Origin of the sequence: Sphingobium sp. B12D2B (assembly GCF_025961775.1) — a bacterium.
Lineage (GTDB): Bacteria > Pseudomonadota > Alphaproteobacteria > Sphingomonadales > Sphingomonadaceae > Sphingobium.
Genome location: NZ_JAOQOH010000001.1, coordinates 746,960 through 760,499, shown reverse-complemented (window position 1 = coordinate 760,499; position 13,540 = coordinate 746,960). Strand labels below are relative to the sequence as shown.

General features: G+C 62.8%; 17 protein-coding genes, 1 tRNA gene and 1 pseudogene. 7 read left to right on the top strand and 12 right to left on the bottom strand.

Annotation, left to right across the window (positions count from 1 at the left end; all coding sequences use genetic code 11):
- Nucleotides 1–88 precede the first annotated feature (88 nt).
- From M2335_RS16530 to M2335_RS03675, 3 genes and pseudogenes are all read right to left on the bottom strand, one after another.
- Nucleotides 89–526: a class I SAM-dependent methyltransferase gene (locus M2335_RS16530; protein WP_413716133.1), complete on the bottom strand. Its 438-nt coding sequence runs from the start codon at nucleotides 524–526 to the stop codon at nucleotides 89–91.
- Nucleotides 527–733: 207 nt separating this feature from the next.
- Nucleotides 734–1,513, bottom strand: a pseudogene (locus M2335_RS03680) (IS5 family transposase).
- Between the two features lie 879 nt (nucleotides 1,514–2,392).
- Nucleotides 2,393–2,483, bottom strand: a tRNA-Ser gene (locus M2335_RS03675).
- Between the two features lie 225 nt (nucleotides 2,484–2,708).
- Between M2335_RS03675 and M2335_RS03670 the strand changes: the two genes are divergently transcribed.
- A complete protein-coding gene (locus M2335_RS03670) occupies nucleotides 2,709–2,894 on the top strand; it encodes a DUF1328 domain-containing protein (protein WP_264571939.1) in 186 nt (61 codons plus the stop codon).
- Nucleotides 2,895–2,903: 9 nt separating this feature from the next.
- Here the strand turns inward: M2335_RS03670 and rpoN are convergent, their stop codons facing one another.
- From rpoN to M2335_RS03645, 5 genes are all read right to left on the bottom strand, one after another.
- Nucleotides 2,904–4,403 carry an RNA polymerase factor sigma-54 gene (rpoN, locus tag M2335_RS03665; RefSeq protein ID WP_264593816.1) on the bottom strand — a complete coding sequence of 500 codons (1,500 nt, stop codon included), beginning with the start codon at nucleotides 4,401–4,403 and terminating at the stop codon, nucleotides 2,904–2,906.
- A 41-nt stretch (nucleotides 4,404–4,444) separates the two neighbouring features.
- A complete protein-coding gene (lptB, locus tag M2335_RS03660) occupies nucleotides 4,445–5,212 on the bottom strand; it encodes an LPS export ABC transporter ATP-binding protein (protein WP_264595350.1) in 768 nt (255 codons plus the stop codon).
- A gap of 173 nt (nucleotides 5,213–5,385) precedes the next feature.
- A complete protein-coding gene (locus M2335_RS03655) occupies nucleotides 5,386–5,928 on the bottom strand; it encodes an LptA/OstA family protein (RefSeq protein WP_264574928.1) in 543 nt (180 codons plus the stop codon).
- 10 nt (nucleotides 5,929–5,938) lie between these two features.
- Nucleotides 5,939–6,628 carry an LPS export ABC transporter periplasmic protein LptC gene (gene lptC, locus M2335_RS03650; RefSeq protein WP_181558578.1) on the bottom strand — a complete coding sequence of 230 codons (690 nt, stop codon included), beginning with the start codon at nucleotides 6,626–6,628 and terminating at the stop codon, nucleotides 5,939–5,941.
- Entirely contained in the window at nucleotides 6,621–7,238 is a 618-nt protein-coding gene (locus M2335_RS03645) for a ribonuclease D (RefSeq protein WP_181558577.1), read from the bottom strand. The genes lptC and M2335_RS03645 overlap by 8 nt, the downstream gene beginning before the upstream one ends.
- 268 nt (nucleotides 7,239–7,506) lie before the next feature.
- Here M2335_RS03645 and M2335_RS16490 point away from each other — a divergent pair, with 268 nt between their 5' ends.
- On the top strand, nucleotides 7,507–8,325 hold the full coding sequence (locus M2335_RS16490) for a cold-shock protein (RefSeq protein WP_319801100.1): 819 nt from the start codon (nucleotides 7,507–7,509) through the stop codon (nucleotides 8,323–8,325).
- A 104-nt stretch (nucleotides 8,326–8,429) separates the two neighbouring features.
- On the opposite strand, the gene M2335_RS03630 is transcribed toward M2335_RS16490, so the two are convergent.
- Nucleotides 8,430–8,921 carry a Dps family protein gene (locus tag M2335_RS03630; protein ID WP_181558575.1) on the bottom strand — a complete coding sequence of 164 codons (492 nt, stop codon included), beginning with the start codon at nucleotides 8,919–8,921 and terminating at the stop codon, nucleotides 8,430–8,432.
- A gap of 163 nt (nucleotides 8,922–9,084) precedes the next feature.
- Nucleotides 9,085–9,402, bottom strand: coding sequence for a hypothetical protein (locus tag M2335_RS03625; protein ID WP_181558574.1), 318 nt, complete (start codon nucleotides 9,400–9,402; stop codon nucleotides 9,085–9,087).
- 278 nt (nucleotides 9,403–9,680) lie between these two features.
- Here M2335_RS03625 and rpmG point away from each other — a divergent pair, with 278 nt between their 5' ends.
- Nucleotides 9,681–9,848, top strand: a complete 168-nt coding sequence (gene rpmG, locus M2335_RS03620) for a 50S ribosomal protein L33 (RefSeq protein ID WP_181558573.1) — start codon at nucleotides 9,681–9,683, stop codon at nucleotides 9,846–9,848.
- 125 nt (nucleotides 9,849–9,973) lie between these two features.
- Here the strand turns inward: rpmG and M2335_RS03615 are convergent, their stop codons facing one another.
- Nucleotides 9,974–10,357: a response regulator gene (locus M2335_RS03615; RefSeq protein ID WP_181558572.1), complete on the bottom strand. Its 384-nt coding sequence runs from the start codon at nucleotides 10,355–10,357 to the stop codon at nucleotides 9,974–9,976.
- A gap of 83 nt (nucleotides 10,358–10,440) precedes the next feature.
- Between M2335_RS03615 and M2335_RS03610 the strand changes: the two genes are divergently transcribed.
- The 4 genes from M2335_RS03610 (at nucleotide 10,441) to M2335_RS03595 (ending at nucleotide 13,157) form a co-directional block, all read left to right on the top strand.
- Nucleotides 10,441–10,710, top strand: a complete 270-nt coding sequence (locus tag M2335_RS03610; protein ID WP_264593815.1) for a DUF3572 domain-containing protein — start codon at nucleotides 10,441–10,443, stop codon at nucleotides 10,708–10,710.
- On the top strand, nucleotides 10,707–11,345 hold the full coding sequence (locus tag M2335_RS03605) for an HAD family hydrolase (protein ID WP_264593814.1): 639 nt from the start codon (nucleotides 10,707–10,709) through the stop codon (nucleotides 11,343–11,345). The genes M2335_RS03610 and M2335_RS03605 overlap by 4 nt, the downstream gene beginning before the upstream one ends.
- Before the next feature lie 42 nt (nucleotides 11,346–11,387).
- Nucleotides 11,388–11,855, top strand: a complete 468-nt coding sequence (locus tag M2335_RS03600) for a RidA family protein (protein ID WP_264571932.1) — start codon at nucleotides 11,388–11,390, stop codon at nucleotides 11,853–11,855.
- Nucleotides 11,856–12,011: 156 nt separating this feature from the next.
- Entirely contained in the window at nucleotides 12,012–13,157 is a 1,146-nt protein-coding gene (locus M2335_RS03595) for a GNAT family N-acetyltransferase (protein WP_264593813.1), read from the top strand.
- A gap of 6 nt (nucleotides 13,158–13,163) precedes the next feature.
- Here M2335_RS03595 and M2335_RS03590 read toward each other — a convergent pair whose 3' ends face one another.
- A complete protein-coding gene (locus M2335_RS03590; protein ID WP_264571930.1) occupies nucleotides 13,164–13,460 on the bottom strand; it encodes a hypothetical protein in 297 nt (98 codons plus the stop codon).
- Between the last annotated feature and the right edge of the window lie 80 nt (nucleotides 13,461–13,540).

Below are 13,540 nucleotides of genomic sequence, written 5' to 3'. Positions count from 1 at the left end.
CGGCGATCTGCCGCAGGACAGGGTTCGTAATTTATCCTGCATCAGATACGCGCACTGCTAAAGCTGATCTCACGGCCAAGTCCAATAATCATGTTTGGGTCATATCGCGTTTATTCACGCCGTAAAGGCGCATCGCCTCCAACGATACGGGAGCCGGCGAATGGCCCACGCTTGGTTGATGGGTCAGCAAGACGCCGCGAGGCCTGATCGCCCCATAGGCCGATCGGATCGCAGCTGATTCATCATCAGCATGGTGCAGGCAATCGCAAAATACGGCGCAGCGAAATTCCCGTTTGAACGGCAGTGTTTCATATTCTGATGTTATGAACCGTAGTGCTCTATCGGTGTTGCTCTGATGCTTGTTTTGATGCGCCAGATTGATCTTATCTGGGGCCCGATCCTTGCTGACTACGTCAAACCTGCGCCGCGCATAGAACCTGCCAATCCATCCGCTATTGCAACCCAAGTCAAGTAAACGAGCCCGAACCGGATAGATTAATGAAATTAGCGATCCTATAGATGACAAGTTGACCTCGCAATATTGATCAGAAAAGGGCTTCCTCAAAGCATGGCGGCGGCTTATTCGCCGATCATACTAAGATATGAATCTTCTGCGTCCTTAGTCATTTAATGCGACTGTCCTTTTAGCCGGCTCAGCAGCACGAAACCGTAAATCTGACTCTTAAGCGGTCACATTGACTGAGTATAGGAGAAACTGCTCTGGCCGAATTGTTCAAGCCCACGCATGCCCGTAATGTAAGTCCCCCAACATTTTAGACTCAGAACTCATTGACCACAACCAGTAGCAGCAGGTTGCGGCGATGGAGATGGCGGACATGAATGTGTGTGCAGCGATCGTAGCGGGTTGCAATGCGTCGCCAGTCCTTGATCCTACCAAAGACATTTTCGATTCTGTGACGCTGGCGGTAGAGTGTCTTGTCGTAATGGTATTGGACCTTGCGGTTTGACCGTGGCGGGATGCGCAGTGTGACGCCACGTTCGGCCAGTGCTGCCCCGAACCAATCGCTGTCGTAGCCCTTGTCCGCTAGCAGTTCCCTGGCGTTAGGTAAGGCGGGAAGCAGCAAAATGTGCTCTTGTGGTCGCTCATTTCCCCCTCGGTGAGCAGCATCATGATTGGTCGCTCCAAACCGTCGCAAACAGCTGGAGCTTCGAGTTCAGACCGCCGTTGGTGTGTCCGATAAATCGGGAAAGAGCCCCCCCCTTTTAACGGGCTGGCCGCCGTCCGGTGCGCCTTGAGGTGGGTGGTGTCGATCATAATCCGGTCGGGCTTGCCCGCCTTGGCCGCCAACTCTGCAAAGATACGGTTGAATACGCCCAAGCGGCTCCAACGGATGAAGCGGTTGTAGATCGTCTTGTGCGGGCCATAATCTGTGGGGGCATCGCGCCACATCAAGCCGTGCTTGATAACGTAGATCATGCCCGAAACGATCCGCCGGTTATCGACTCTCGGCACACTGTGCGACAACGGAAAAACTGGCTCGCTCCGGCGCATCTGCGCTTCGCTCTGCAAAAAACGGAGCACGCATCGCGGCACCTCCTCAGTGCTGCAGTTGAACCAACCGAGGACGCTTCACGCAAGCAATTTAACAGGTCCTGAGCCTAATCTCTCTTTAAGCGTTTTGGAGACCGAAAGCCACTCCGATATGTCCAACTGCTCTTACAACAGGATTATCTTAATCCAGCTTCGCTACCTCAGAGAGTCTTCGGTCCAAAATTCTGCCCAGCAGGTTCCGGATTTCTTCGCACTCTTCACGTGTTTTGCGGAGATGACATTCCTCCATAATTCGCGTGTCTGAAAGGAAATCGTCCTGTCACAATTCCATCTGTGCTCAACTAACCGCTTCTGCCGTCAATGTCGCATGAGTGAATGCTTCGGCCGTGCACGCCGTCAAATTGGTGGGCAGACTCTGGCAAGCTATTCAAAAGCAATGAATTACCCCGTTCCGTTTTTGATGCTGTCGAGATAACACCTACCAAAGCGCTGACCCTGGCCGCTGCTTTGCTGCCCGCTGCGTGCTTCACCGCAGCAGACATAAAGCTGACTCTATCGTGCCAGCAGTTGATTTTCTTGAATTCTGATAGAATTGCTTCATCTCTGACAAGCGCGAGAAAAATGGATTCAGGGGCGCTTCTGTCTCTGACCAGCTTCCCAGGCTGCGTGAGTGGATCGATCTGCTGACGTTCAGTTTAGCAGGACGCGGCGCCATCAACGCCCCGGCTAGGAATTAAGTCATACCATTGGGCATAACTTCGGCGCCGGTTTCACGCGATCTTTGGCGATCCCACATAAACTGATAATCCTGATAATTTCACTAAACTGTCTGAATTTAATCGTTTTTTGGTTCACCCCGAACCGCTGATGTTCGGAGTCTGGCGGAGCGGGAGGGATTCGAACCCTCGATACGCTTTTGACGTATACTCACTTTCCAGGCGAGCGCCTTCGACCACTCGGCCACCGCTCCGCATGCACTGGAGCCGTGCGCCCTAGCGGGGTCGCGCGGGTTTCGCAAGGTGCCTTCGCGCATCAACATTGACGAAGCAATGCCGCCCACCGGTGGGCGCCCCGGCCGGGCGGGTTCGGCAGATTTACGTAGGGATATCCGCGTGTCGCTCGTCCTCCCCCACCCCGCCGGGAACCGCCGCCCTGCGCGAGACGTTAAAACCCCTGTCAGCAACAGGAGCCCCTCATGATCCGTCTTGCCATCCTCAGCCTGCTCATCGCCGGTGCGGCCGCCCTGATGGGCTTTGGCGGCGTGGCGGGGGCGTTTGTCGGGATTGCGAAGGTACTGTTCTTCATCGCCCTCGCGCTGTTCGGGATCTTCTTGGTGCTCGGCATCCTTGCCGGGCGCCGCATGTCCCGCGTGCTCGACTAAACCGCGCTGTTATCGCCCCCCCAGGGCTTTCTGGCGGCGGCGCTGCACGGACGATCCCAGCCCGATCGCCTCGCGATATTTGGCCACCGTGCGCCGAGCGATGTCGAACCCGCGCTCGCGCAGCAGGTCTACCAAGGAGTCATCGGAGAGGATCGCATTCGGCGGTTCATCGGCGATCAACTGTTTGATGTGGCTCTTCACAGCCTCGGCCGATGCTGCCTCACCGCCATCTGCTGCGGCAATTGCGCTGGTGAAGAAGAATTTGAGCTCATAGGTCCCGCGCGGGCAAGACAGATATTTGTTGCTCGTCACCCGGCTGATCGTGGACTCGTGCAGCCCCACCGCATCGGCGACCACGCGGAGAGTAAGTGGACGCAAATGGGCCACGCCATGGCGGAAGAAGCCCTCCTGCCGCCGCAGGATTTCCTCGGTCACCCGTAGGATGGTGCGCTGGCGCTGATCGAGCGCCTTGATGAGCCAGTTGGCACTGGCAAGGCAATCCGACACCCAGGCCTTGGACGTCTTGTCCCGCGCGCCGCTCGCCAATTGGTGATGATAGCGGCGATTGACGAGGATGCGCGGCAGCGTCGCGCCGTTGATCTCCACCGACCACCCGTCCCGCACCGGCGCGATGAGCACATCCGGCACCACGGCTGCAGGCCGATCATTGGCGTAGCGCAGGCCGGGCTTTGGGTCATAGCCGCGCAGCTCGCGGATCATGTCCGCCATATCCTCCTCATCCACCCCGCAAATCCGGCGCAGATGCGCGATCTGGCCCTTGGCGAGAATGTCGAGATTGGCGATCAGCGTTGCCATGGCGGGGTCGTAGCGATCCGCCTCTTTGGCTTGCAGCGCGATGCATTCGCTGAGGCTCCGCGCCGCGATGCCGGCGGGATCGAACCCCTGGATGACGGCCAGCACCACCTCCACTTCTGCCAGCGGAACGCCCAGCCGGTAGGCGGTCTCCAGCAGGTCCGCTTCCAGATAGCCGGCATCGTCGATCTGGCCGATCAGCTGCTCGGCGATCATCAGTGCCCGGCCGGAGAGCGCTGCGCCGGCCTGATGCATCAGATGCTCGTAAAGCCCTTGCTCGGGCGCGGCGAAACTGTCGAAGTCCGGGCCTTCACTACCGAAGTCGCCGGATGTCCGGCCAGTGTCCGCCCCGCCCGGCAGCGCGCGGTCGCTTGGGCCATCATCGATGAAGGTCTCGGCGCCGTGATCGACATCCAGCGGCCCGTCCGCCTCGCCGCTGCCCTTGCCGATCAGCACGTCGGCCGGAGCGTCGGGCCCCGATTGCGGTTCTACGCCGTCCGGAAGCTCGGCCTGCTCCCGCGCGGGCAGCGCGATGTCCGTGCCGGCTTCCAGCAGCGGATTGCGCTCCAGCTCGCCGCCGATGAATGCCTCAAGCTCCAGATTGGACAGCGCCAGCAGCTTGATCGCCTGCTGGAGCTGCGGCGTCATCACCAGCGACTGGCTTTGCCGAAGATCGAGGCGAGGCGCCATCGCCATGGGTGGTGCTGCCCCTCAGCCTGTCCGCGACCGGCCCGCCATCACAGCGAGAAACTCTCGCCCAGATAGAGGCGGCGGACATCGGCATTGGCGACCAGTTCCGCGGGGCTGCCGGCAAACAACACCTTGCCATCGTAGATGATGCAGGCGCGATCGACGATCTCCAGCGTCTCACGGACATTGTGATCGGTGATGAGTACGCCGATGCCGCGCGTCTTGAGATCCTTCACCAGATCGCGAATATCCGCGATGGAGAGCGGGTCGATGCCGGCGAAGGGCTCATCGAGCAGCACGATGGACGGATTGGCCGCCAGCGCCCGCGCGATTTCGCAGCGCCGCCGCTCACCGCCGGAGAGTGCCATGGCCGAGCTGGCGCGCAGGCGGGCCAGACCGAATTCCTCCAACAGCGTCTCCAGCTTCTGTGCCCGCGCCGCCTTGTCCGGCTCGGCCAGTTCCAGCACCGAGAGAATGTTTTGCTCCACGGTCATGCCGCGGAAGATGGAGGTTTCCTGCGGGAGGTAGCCCAGACCCAGGATCGCGCGACGATACATGGGCAGGCCGGTAATATCGGTACCTTCCAGCAGGATGCGGCCCGAATCGGGCTTCACCAGCCCCATGATGGAATAGAAGCAGGTCGTCTTGCCTGCACCGTTCGGCCCGAGCAGCCCGACCACTTCGCCATGGCCGACCTCCAGGCTGACGTCGGCGAGGACGGTACGCTTGTCGTAGCTCTTGGCGATGGAAATGACCTGCAGCCGATGATCCTCTGACGCGCCGGCGGGGTCGTCCGCGACTGCGGGATCGCGCATCGTGTCTGCCTCACTCATCGCCTTGTCCTCATTTCCAGATCATCCTGATCGCCGGCCCTATCGAACCGACGTTCCTCCGCAGCTTCCACGATCTGGCAGGAAAATTGCATGGAGACCGAATCGTTCAAGGCAGCGAAAAAGGCAAGCTTTTTGGCGCTGCGTCCGGCCTTTTCCTACTGATCGCCGCTCTGGCGAACCTGGAACGTGCCGGAGACGCGACCACCCGACTGGGTGGTGCCCGGCGCGCCACCGGCGGCAGAGCCGTCCACCGTCGAGCGGCCACTGGCCAGATCGATGACGAGGCGCGAACCGGTCAGGCGGTTGCCGCCCTGATTGAGCTGCACATTGCCGATCATGGTGATCAGCCGGCGATTGAGATCATAAATGGCGACCGAGCCACTGGCCCGCTCGTTGCCGCGCGTCACGACGACACCGCCCGAGGCGTCGAGTCGGTCGATCTCGATGCCGCCGGTGTTGTGATAGGCCACGGTAAGACGTTGCGCCGTCATGGTCATGCCGGCCTGCGTCACCTGCACATTGCCGGAGACGACGACGCGGTCGGCGCGATCCTGCACCTCGATACGGTCCGCCGAGAAATCGACCGGCGCGCGTGTATTGTGCCCCCGCAGAACCTGCGCATCGGCAACGCCGGCAATCGCGACCAGAGTGGACCCGGCCAGGGCGCCGGCAGCGACAAGAAGGAAGGGTCTGCGCATCGACATGCCCTTAGCGCCCGACCTGCTCCATGCGCAAGCGGGCGTTGCCCTCCAGCGTGACGGTGCGCCCCTCCAGATCGGCCTTAAGATGATCGGCGCGGAACGTGCCGGTCGGCATCCGCCCCTCGACATCGCCCCGGCTGCGCAAGTCCCGCTCCTGCAGTCGAATGTCGACATCGCGCGTGGTCAGCCGATAGCCATTGGCGCTCTGGAACTGGATCGGCCCGTTGACCGCGACCGTCTCATTCTCGATGTTGTAATTGCCTTGCCGCGCGGTGACGACGGCGCCGCCGCCTTCCATCTGCAGCCGCGCCTCCAGCTCGTTGAGCTGCACGATCGGATCGCGCGAGGTCTTTTGCAGCGCAGAGCCGGCACGCAGCGAGAAGGGCCGGCCCTCGCCATCTTCGCCGCGATACAGCGCCTCGGTCACCTTCAACCGCTCGCTCGCGACATCGACCTTGTTCTTGTCGAGCACGAAGCTGACCTCGGTCTGGTGGGTGAACGGCGCCGCCAGCAGGAAGGCGCCCAGCACGCCGGCAGAGATCGGCAATACCCGCTTGAGCAGGGTCACCAGCCGGTCATGGCTGCCGCCGGGCGCGGCCCAGCGCTGCAGCCGGCTGTGCTCGGCCCGTGCCAGCGCCGATGGCGCCAGCTCGTCCTCGGACCCGGACGTCCCGCGCAGGGCACGCCCTTTACGCATGGGCGAAAATATCTGTCTCCGGCCAGCCGGCGAGATCCAGCAGTGCCCGGTGTGGCAGGAAGTCGAAACAGGCCTGGGCGAGCGCGGTGCGCCCTTCCCGCTCCAGCCTTATGTCCAGCTCCGCCTTCAACTGGTGGAGAAAGCGCACGTCGGACGCGGCATAATCGCGCTGCGCCTCGCTCAGCACCGGGCCGCCCCAGTCGGAACTCTGCTGCTGCTTGCTGATGTCCATGCCCAGAAGCTCGCGGACCAGCTCCTTGAGGCCGTGGCGATCGGTATAGGTACGCACCATGCGCGAGGCGATCTTGGTGCAGTAGACCGGCGCTGCCAGCACGCCGAGATAATGCTGAAGCGCCGCGATGTCGAAGCGGCCGAAGTGGAAGAGCTTGAGTCGCGTGGGATCGGCGATCACCGCCCGCAGATTCGGCGCGGCATAGCTGCTCCCCGGCGAGAAGCGGACGAGATGCTCATCGCCCTGCCCATCGCTGATCTGCACGACGCACAGGCGATCGCGCGGGGTGATCAGGCCCATCGTCTCGGTATCGATGGCAACGGCGCCCGGCGCGAGCACATCGGCAGGCAGGTCTTCTTCATGAAAATAAACGGTCATGCCGCTCCTCTTAGCTGCATGACCGGGCCAGGGAAACCTCCGAAAAAGGCAAGACGGCAGAGCGCCTCCCCAGCGCTGCGGATCGGGCCGATGTCGCCCGCGAGCGGGATCGACGTTCAGCGCGGCAATTGCGCCAAAATCATTCGCGCTTTGCGAAAAAGGCCGCTATAGCGATGCTTGGCCGAGTGTGGCCTTGGTCGAGTCCCTGTGCATGTCGTCCGGCATGGGTGCGGATCGAGAGTGGACGAGCGAAAGTGATTAACAGGGCATGAGTTTTGATAGAGGGCGCCGCGGTCGCGGCAGGGACAAGCGGGACAGCTTCGGAGAACCCCAGTTCGACGCCTTTCCGGAATATGGTGGCAGCAGTTACGGTGGACCTCGCGGCGGCGGTGATCGCGGCGGCTTCGGCGGCGGCGGCGGTTTTGGCGATCGCGGCGGCTTCGGCGGCGGCGGCGGTGGCGGCGGTTTCGGTGACCGCGGCGGTGGCGGCGGCGGTTTCCGCAGCGGCGGCGGCGGTGGCGGCGGCTTCCGTGGCGGTGGTGGCGGCGGCGGCGGTCGTGGCGGCATGCCCGCGCAGGTCGTTGGCGAAGGCTCCGGCACGGTCAAGTTCTTCAATGCCCAGAAGGGCTTCGGCTTCATCGTCCGTGACGATGGCGCGGAAGACGTGTTCGTGCACATCAGCGCTGTCGAGCAGGCTGGCCTGACCGGCCTCGCCGAAGGGCAGCAGCTCAAGTTCACGCTGGTGGACCGTGGCGGCAAGATTTCCGCAACCGATCTGGTGATCGACGGCGAGCCGCTCCCGGTTCCCGAGCGCGCTGCAGACCGCGCGCCGGCCGAGCAGCGTGGCGGACCGTCGCGTCAGCTCACCGGTGAGCGGGCCAGCGGCACGGTGAAGTTCTTCAACGCCATGAAGGGCTTCGGCTTCATCCAGCGCGATGACGGCCAGCCCGATGCGTTCGTGCACATCAGTGCTGTCGAGCGTGCCGGCATGGTTTCGCTGCAGGAAGGCGACCGTCTGGACTTCGAACTGGAAGTCGACCGTCGTGGCAAATATGCCGCCGTGAATCTCGAGCCCAAGTCCGAGTAACAGGCGACTCACTTCGCAAGAAAAAGGGCCGGGATGAAAATCCCGGCCCTTTTTGTGTGTCCATCGCCGCAACTGCAGCGCGGCGATGGCTCAGTCCAAATGGATCAGCCGTTGCGGCTCGTTTCGAACAGGAACCACGCCCGCTGCTCGGCCTGATCGGTCCAGTCGTCGATCAGCCCATCGGTTGCATTGTCGCCGGCGGCCTCGGCCAGTTCCTTGGCGGCACGCAGCGATTCCACCAGCGCCATATTGTCGGCCCGCAGCTCCGCCAGCATGTCCGCAGCGGAGACGAAGTCGTCATTGTTATCCTGAATGCTCTGCTTGCGGGCGATGTCGCCAATGGAGCGCAGCGCAGTGTTGCCGGTCTTGCGAATCCGCTCGGCGATCAGATCCGTCGTCGCAAGAATCTCGGCCGCCTGTTCGTCGAACATCAGGTGATAATCGCGGAAATGCGGGCCGGAGACATGCCAGTGGAAATTTTTGGTCTTGAGGTAAAGCGCATAGCTATCCGCCAGCAGGCCGTTCAGCGCGTCGGCGACGGCCTTGATGGCATTTCCCTTCAGGTCCGTGGGCGTCTTGAGCGCTTTGTCTGTCATGAAAGGCCTCCAATGGTTGATGTGTCTGGCGTAAATTCCGGAACGCCGAAACGTTCCCCACGCCCCGCTTATGCCAGATGGAACTCGGAATGACGAACAGATAGGCCCGCACAGATTGATCGACGAAATCAATCAATGGTGATGCGCCGGCGCAATGAAGCGATCAGCGACACCCCCGCAGGGCCGCTGCGGCAAGGTAGACGCGCGCAGTCTGCGGCGCAGCCGAATCACCCTGGGCAGCGTCCCGCATCAGCGTGAGATAGGTCTGCGCGACCTGACGGTGGCCGTTATAGGCCACGACCGACTCCAGCAGGCTGGCCAGCCCTTCCACCGCGGCAAAGTCATGCCGGCGCGCGAACAGCCGCAAATCTTCCAGCCGCTCGCACAGGGAGAAGAGGGACAGGCCCGTACAAGCCCCCTCCAGCGCCTCGATGCGGCCAAGCATCTGATCGCGAACCAGACGGTCCGAGCCTTGATACATCCCGATTCTCCCATCCCGCCTTGTCCATCGCGAATCGGTTCTTGCCAGCCTCGCGAGTCAGGCTTGTGACAACGGCACCATAAGCGCCCATCGTTAAGCTTCGGTTTTGCAGCGAAGAGCGGCGACTGCGGCGACTCCTTCCCTTGACAAGGGCCGGCTTTTCCCGCATTGGCCGCCGCCGAACGGGTCTCGCCAGAGGCGGAGCCCGTCTTTTGCATGTATGTCAGCGCACCGCACCTGCCCGCAGGGAGGTCGCTCAATTATTTGAGGAATTGGCCATGGCGAAGCCCGCCACAGTGAAGATCAAGCTGGTCAGCACCGCTGACACGGGCTTCTTCTACGTGACCAAGAAGAATCCCCGCACGCAGACCGAGAAGTTCACCTTCCGCAAATATGATCCCGTCGTGCGCAAGCACGTCGAGTTCAAGGAAGCCAAGATCAAGTAAGTGCCGCGGCGGGCCTGTCGGTCCGCTCGCTCGTGCATGACGCTTCAGGCTCGGATCGCGCGATCCGGGCCTTTTTGCGTGCGGCAGCGTGACGATGAAGTGGGGCGATGGCGCGCCGGGTGGGCTCAGCTCGCCAGCGCAGTCGGCGCGATGAGTCCGTTGACGACATTCATGAACATGAGCACCGAGATCGGCTTGGAGACATAGGCATTCGCGCCTGCCTCCCGAATCCGTGCTTCATCGCCCGGGGCGGCATAGGCCGTCACAGCCATGATCGGCGTCTCTGCCAGAGCCGCGTCCGCGCGGAAGGAGGCGATGAGGTCCAGACCGTTCACATGCGGCAACTGGATATCCGTGATGATGAGATCGGGCTGAAAGGCGGATGCGCGGGCGAAGGCCTCCCGCCCGTCCCGCACCGGCTCTGTCTCATGCCCATGCGCGCGGAGCAGGTCGCAAAAGAGCTTCATGTTGAGCTCATTGTCCTCGACAACCAATATGCGTTTTGACACGAACAGTCCTTATGCCGATGGACAAAGCCATTTTTGCAGCCGCGCAGGGGAGAACCTCCCGCTGCCCGGCATACAGGTGAACAATGCGGACCTATCCGATCCCTCAAGATGATGAAACCATGGCGCTGCGCCTCGTGGGATGGATTGTGGCTGATTCGGTCCGTGCCGAACGGATGCTCAGCCTCACCGGGCTGGAGCCGGATGCGCTGCGGCAAGCCCTGACCGACCCGGCCACGCTGGGCGCGCTGATGGATTTTGTCATCAATCACGAGCCGGACCTCCTGGCCTGCGCGGAAGCCCTGGAAGTCGCGCCGGCAGATCTCGTCGCCGCCCGCGAGCGGCTCGGCCGATGAGCCGCCCGCTTATCATCAGCGATTGCGACGAAGTGCTGATGCACATGGTCGTCCCCTTCCGGTCTTGGCTGGAAGAGCAGCACGGCATCGACTTCAGCTTCTCCGGCGGTTTCGAGCGTGCACTGCGCCACAAGACCAGCGGCGACCTGATCGAGCGCGAACTGGTCTGGACGTTGCTGGGCGCCTTCTTCGAGACGGAGATGCATCGCCAGACGCCAATTCGCGGCGCGGTGGAATCGATGGCGCGAATCGCACAGCGGGCAGACATCGTGATCGTCACCAATATCGGCGAGGAACGCGCGCAGGCCCGCGCCGACCAGATCCATGCGCACGGCCTCCCCTATCCGGTGATCGGCAATCGCGGCGGCAAGGGGCCGGCGGTGCGCAAGCTGCTGGACGAGCGCAAGCCGGGCCTGAGCATCTTCATCGACGATCTGGGTGCCAATCATGTTTCTGTTGCGCGGGACGTGCCGGAATGCTGGCGGCTGCACATGGTCGGCGAGCCCGAGTTCGCCCCCCATGTCGAGCCGGTGCGCGAGGCGCATGAGCGGATCGACGACTGGGACCGTGCCGAGGCATGGATCATGGCCCGCATCGACGAGTATGACGCGATTGCCACCGGGGCGTTGTCCTAGCCGGTCTTGACGCGTCTGCGGCCTCATGCTCTGGCTCCGCCCATGAGCAAGATCGACCAACACCTCGCCGCGGAGAACATCTCCCTTCCGCAAGCCGCCGCTCCCGTCGCCGCTTATGTGGCTGCGGTGCAGACCGGCAACCTGCTGCACATCAGTGGCCAGCTGCCCTTCGCGGCCGATGGCGCCCTGATGAAAGGCAAGATCGGCGGCGAGCGCGATCTCGATTGGGGCGTCGCGGCTGCAGAACGCTGCGCCCTGATGCTGGTGGCGCAGATGAAAGCGGCGCTGGGCGGCGATCTCGACCGGGTCGAGCGCATCGTGAAGCTCGGCGCCTTTGTGGCCAGCACCGCAGAGTTCACCGATCAGCCCAAGGTCGCCAATGGTGCCTCGGAGATGATGGTCCGCATTTTCGGCGATGCCGGCCGCCACGCCCGCAGCGCCGTGAGCGTACCAGTGCTGCCGCTGGATGCATCGGTGGAAATCGACGCCATCGTGCAGATCCGCGACTGAGCTACCGCGCCCGGCCGGCATGTTGGCGGCCCTGGGCGCGATGGACCTGCGGGCACTGGCAATTTCGCGCCAGACGCCCCATGTTCCGCACGTGCTGCACGACGTCGCTCCGTTTCGCTCTCCGCCCTCCTTGGCGCACCGAGAGGCGCCGTCCTCATGAGCGACGCGCTGACCGTCCACCTCACCCAATCCGTCGCGGCGCTGGACAAGGCGCAGTGGGACGCTTGCGCCGGCCCGGATAATCCCTTCGTCAGCCACGACTTCCTCTCCATCCTGGAAGAATCGGGCAGCGTCGGCCGCGGCACGGGCTGGTCGCCAGCGCCGATCACCATTCAAGACGGCCGTGGCACCCTGATCGCCGCAGCGCCGGCCTATCTCAAGGGCCATAGTCAGGGCGAATATGTGTTCGACCATGGCTGGGCGGACGCCTGGGAGCGCGCTGGCGGGCAATATTATCCCAAGCTGCAGATCGCCGCGCCCTTCTCCCCCGTGCCGGGCCCGCGCCTGCTGCTGCGCGACGCCGGTAAAGGCCCCTCGCTGATCGCCGGTATCGAGGCGGTGGTCGACCAGAATGAGCTGTCCTCCGCCCACGCGACCTTTATCACGCCGGAGGAATGCGACCTGTACCGCGCGGCGGGATGGCTCATCCGCCAGGGCAGCCAGTTCCACTGGGCCAATGAAGGCTATGCCAGCTTCGATGATTTTCTCGCCCGTCTCTCCAGCCGCCACCGCAAGGATCTGCGCAAGGAGCGCGCCAAGGCGCAGGCCGGGCTGGACATCCGGCACCTGACCGGTGACGCCATTGAGGAACATCATTGGGATGCGTTCTGGGAATTCTATCAGGATACCGGCAGCCGCAAATGGGGCCGCCCCTATCTCACCCGCGCCTTCTTCTCGCTGCTCGGCGCGCGCATGGCGAACCGGGTTCTGCTGATTTTCGCCTATCGTAACGGACGGCCGATTGCCGGGGCGCTCAACCTCATCGGCGGCGATACGCTGTACGGGCGTTATTGGGGTTGCAACGAGGAGGTGCCGTTCCTCCACTTTGAGCTGTGCTATTATCAGGCGATTGATGCCGCCATCGCGCGGGGCCTGGCCCGGGTCGAGGCCGGCGCGCAGGGTGAACACAAGCTCTCGCGTGGCTATCGGCCGGTGCCGACCTATTCAGCGCATTACATCCCGCATCCCGATTTCAGGCGCGCCGTGGCCGACTTCGTCGAGCGCGAGGCCGCCGCCGTCGCCGATGAACGCGAATGGCTGGATGAACGCGCGCCATTCCGCAAGGGCGGAGACGCGGGCTAAAGCCGATCAAGCCGCGACGCGCTGACTGGTCTCGATCGTCCAGGCGCGGGCGAGGCGCTGGGCCTCGGCGATTTCCCGCGCGGTCATTTCCTCGGCGATTTCAGCGCGGCAGGTCTGTGCCTCGCGGCTGCCTGCCTGCGCAGCCAGATTGAACCAGCGATGCGCTTCCACAAGATCGACGGACAGGCCGCCGGTGCCGCAACTATAGGCCACGCCAAGATCGAAACAGGCCTGCGCATTGCCGAGCGCGGCGCGCGTGCGGCTTTCGATCAGGACCCTGGCATTGTTCATGCTTGTACCCACGAATTCCCCCCAAACACAGGTTCGCGATACCGCAACCAAGCACGCCAGCTCTTGCGAAATGGTTAACGGGGCAGAAGGGA

Excerpts from the sequence above, each read along its gene's own strand:
- M2335_RS03630 (WP_181558575.1), bottom strand. The coding sequence starts at position 8,921 with ATGACAGACAAAGCGCTCAAGACGCCCACGGACCTGAAGGGAAATGCC.
- M2335_RS03600 (WP_264571932.1), top strand. The coding sequence starts at position 11,388 with ATGAGCAAGATCGACCAACACCTCGCCGCGGAGAACATCTCCCTTCCG.
- M2335_RS03670 (WP_264571939.1), top strand. The coding sequence starts at position 2,709 with ATGATCCGTCTTGCCATCCTCAGCCTGCTCATCGCCGGTGCGGCCGCC.
- M2335_RS03605 (WP_264593814.1), top strand. The coding sequence starts at position 10,707 with ATGAGCCGCCCGCTTATCATCAGCGATTGCGACGAAGTGCTGATGCAC.
- M2335_RS03655 (WP_264574928.1), bottom strand. The coding sequence starts at position 5,928 with ATGCGCAGACCCTTCCTTCTTGTCGCTGCCGGCGCCCTGGCCGGGTCC.
- lptC (WP_181558578.1), bottom strand. The coding sequence starts at position 6,628 with ATGCGTAAAGGGCGTGCCCTGCGCGGGACGTCCGGGTCCGAGGACGAG.
- rpoN (WP_264593816.1), bottom strand. The coding sequence starts at position 4,403 with ATGGCGATGGCGCCTCGCCTCGATCTTCGGCAAAGCCAGTCGCTGGTG.
- M2335_RS03625 (WP_181558574.1), bottom strand. The coding sequence starts at position 9,402 with ATGTATCAAGGCTCGGACCGTCTGGTTCGCGATCAGATGCTTGGCCGC.
- M2335_RS03610 (WP_264593815.1), top strand. The coding sequence starts at position 10,441 with ATGCGGACCTATCCGATCCCTCAAGATGATGAAACCATGGCGCTGCGC.
- M2335_RS03595 (WP_264593813.1), top strand. The coding sequence starts at position 12,012 with ATGAGCGACGCGCTGACCGTCCACCTCACCCAATCCGTCGCGGCGCTG.
- lptB (WP_264595350.1), bottom strand. The coding sequence starts at position 5,212 with ATGCGCGATCCCGCAGTCGCGGACGACCCCGCCGGCGCGTCAGAGGAT.
- rpmG (WP_181558573.1), top strand. The coding sequence starts at position 9,681 with ATGGCGAAGCCCGCCACAGTGAAGATCAAGCTGGTCAGCACCGCTGAC.
- M2335_RS16490 (WP_319801100.1), top strand. The coding sequence starts at position 7,507 with ATGAGTTTTGATAGAGGGCGCCGCGGTCGCGGCAGGGACAAGCGGGAC.
- M2335_RS03645 (WP_181558577.1), bottom strand. The coding sequence starts at position 7,238 with ATGACCGTTTATTTTCATGAAGAAGACCTGCCTGCCGATGTGCTCGCG.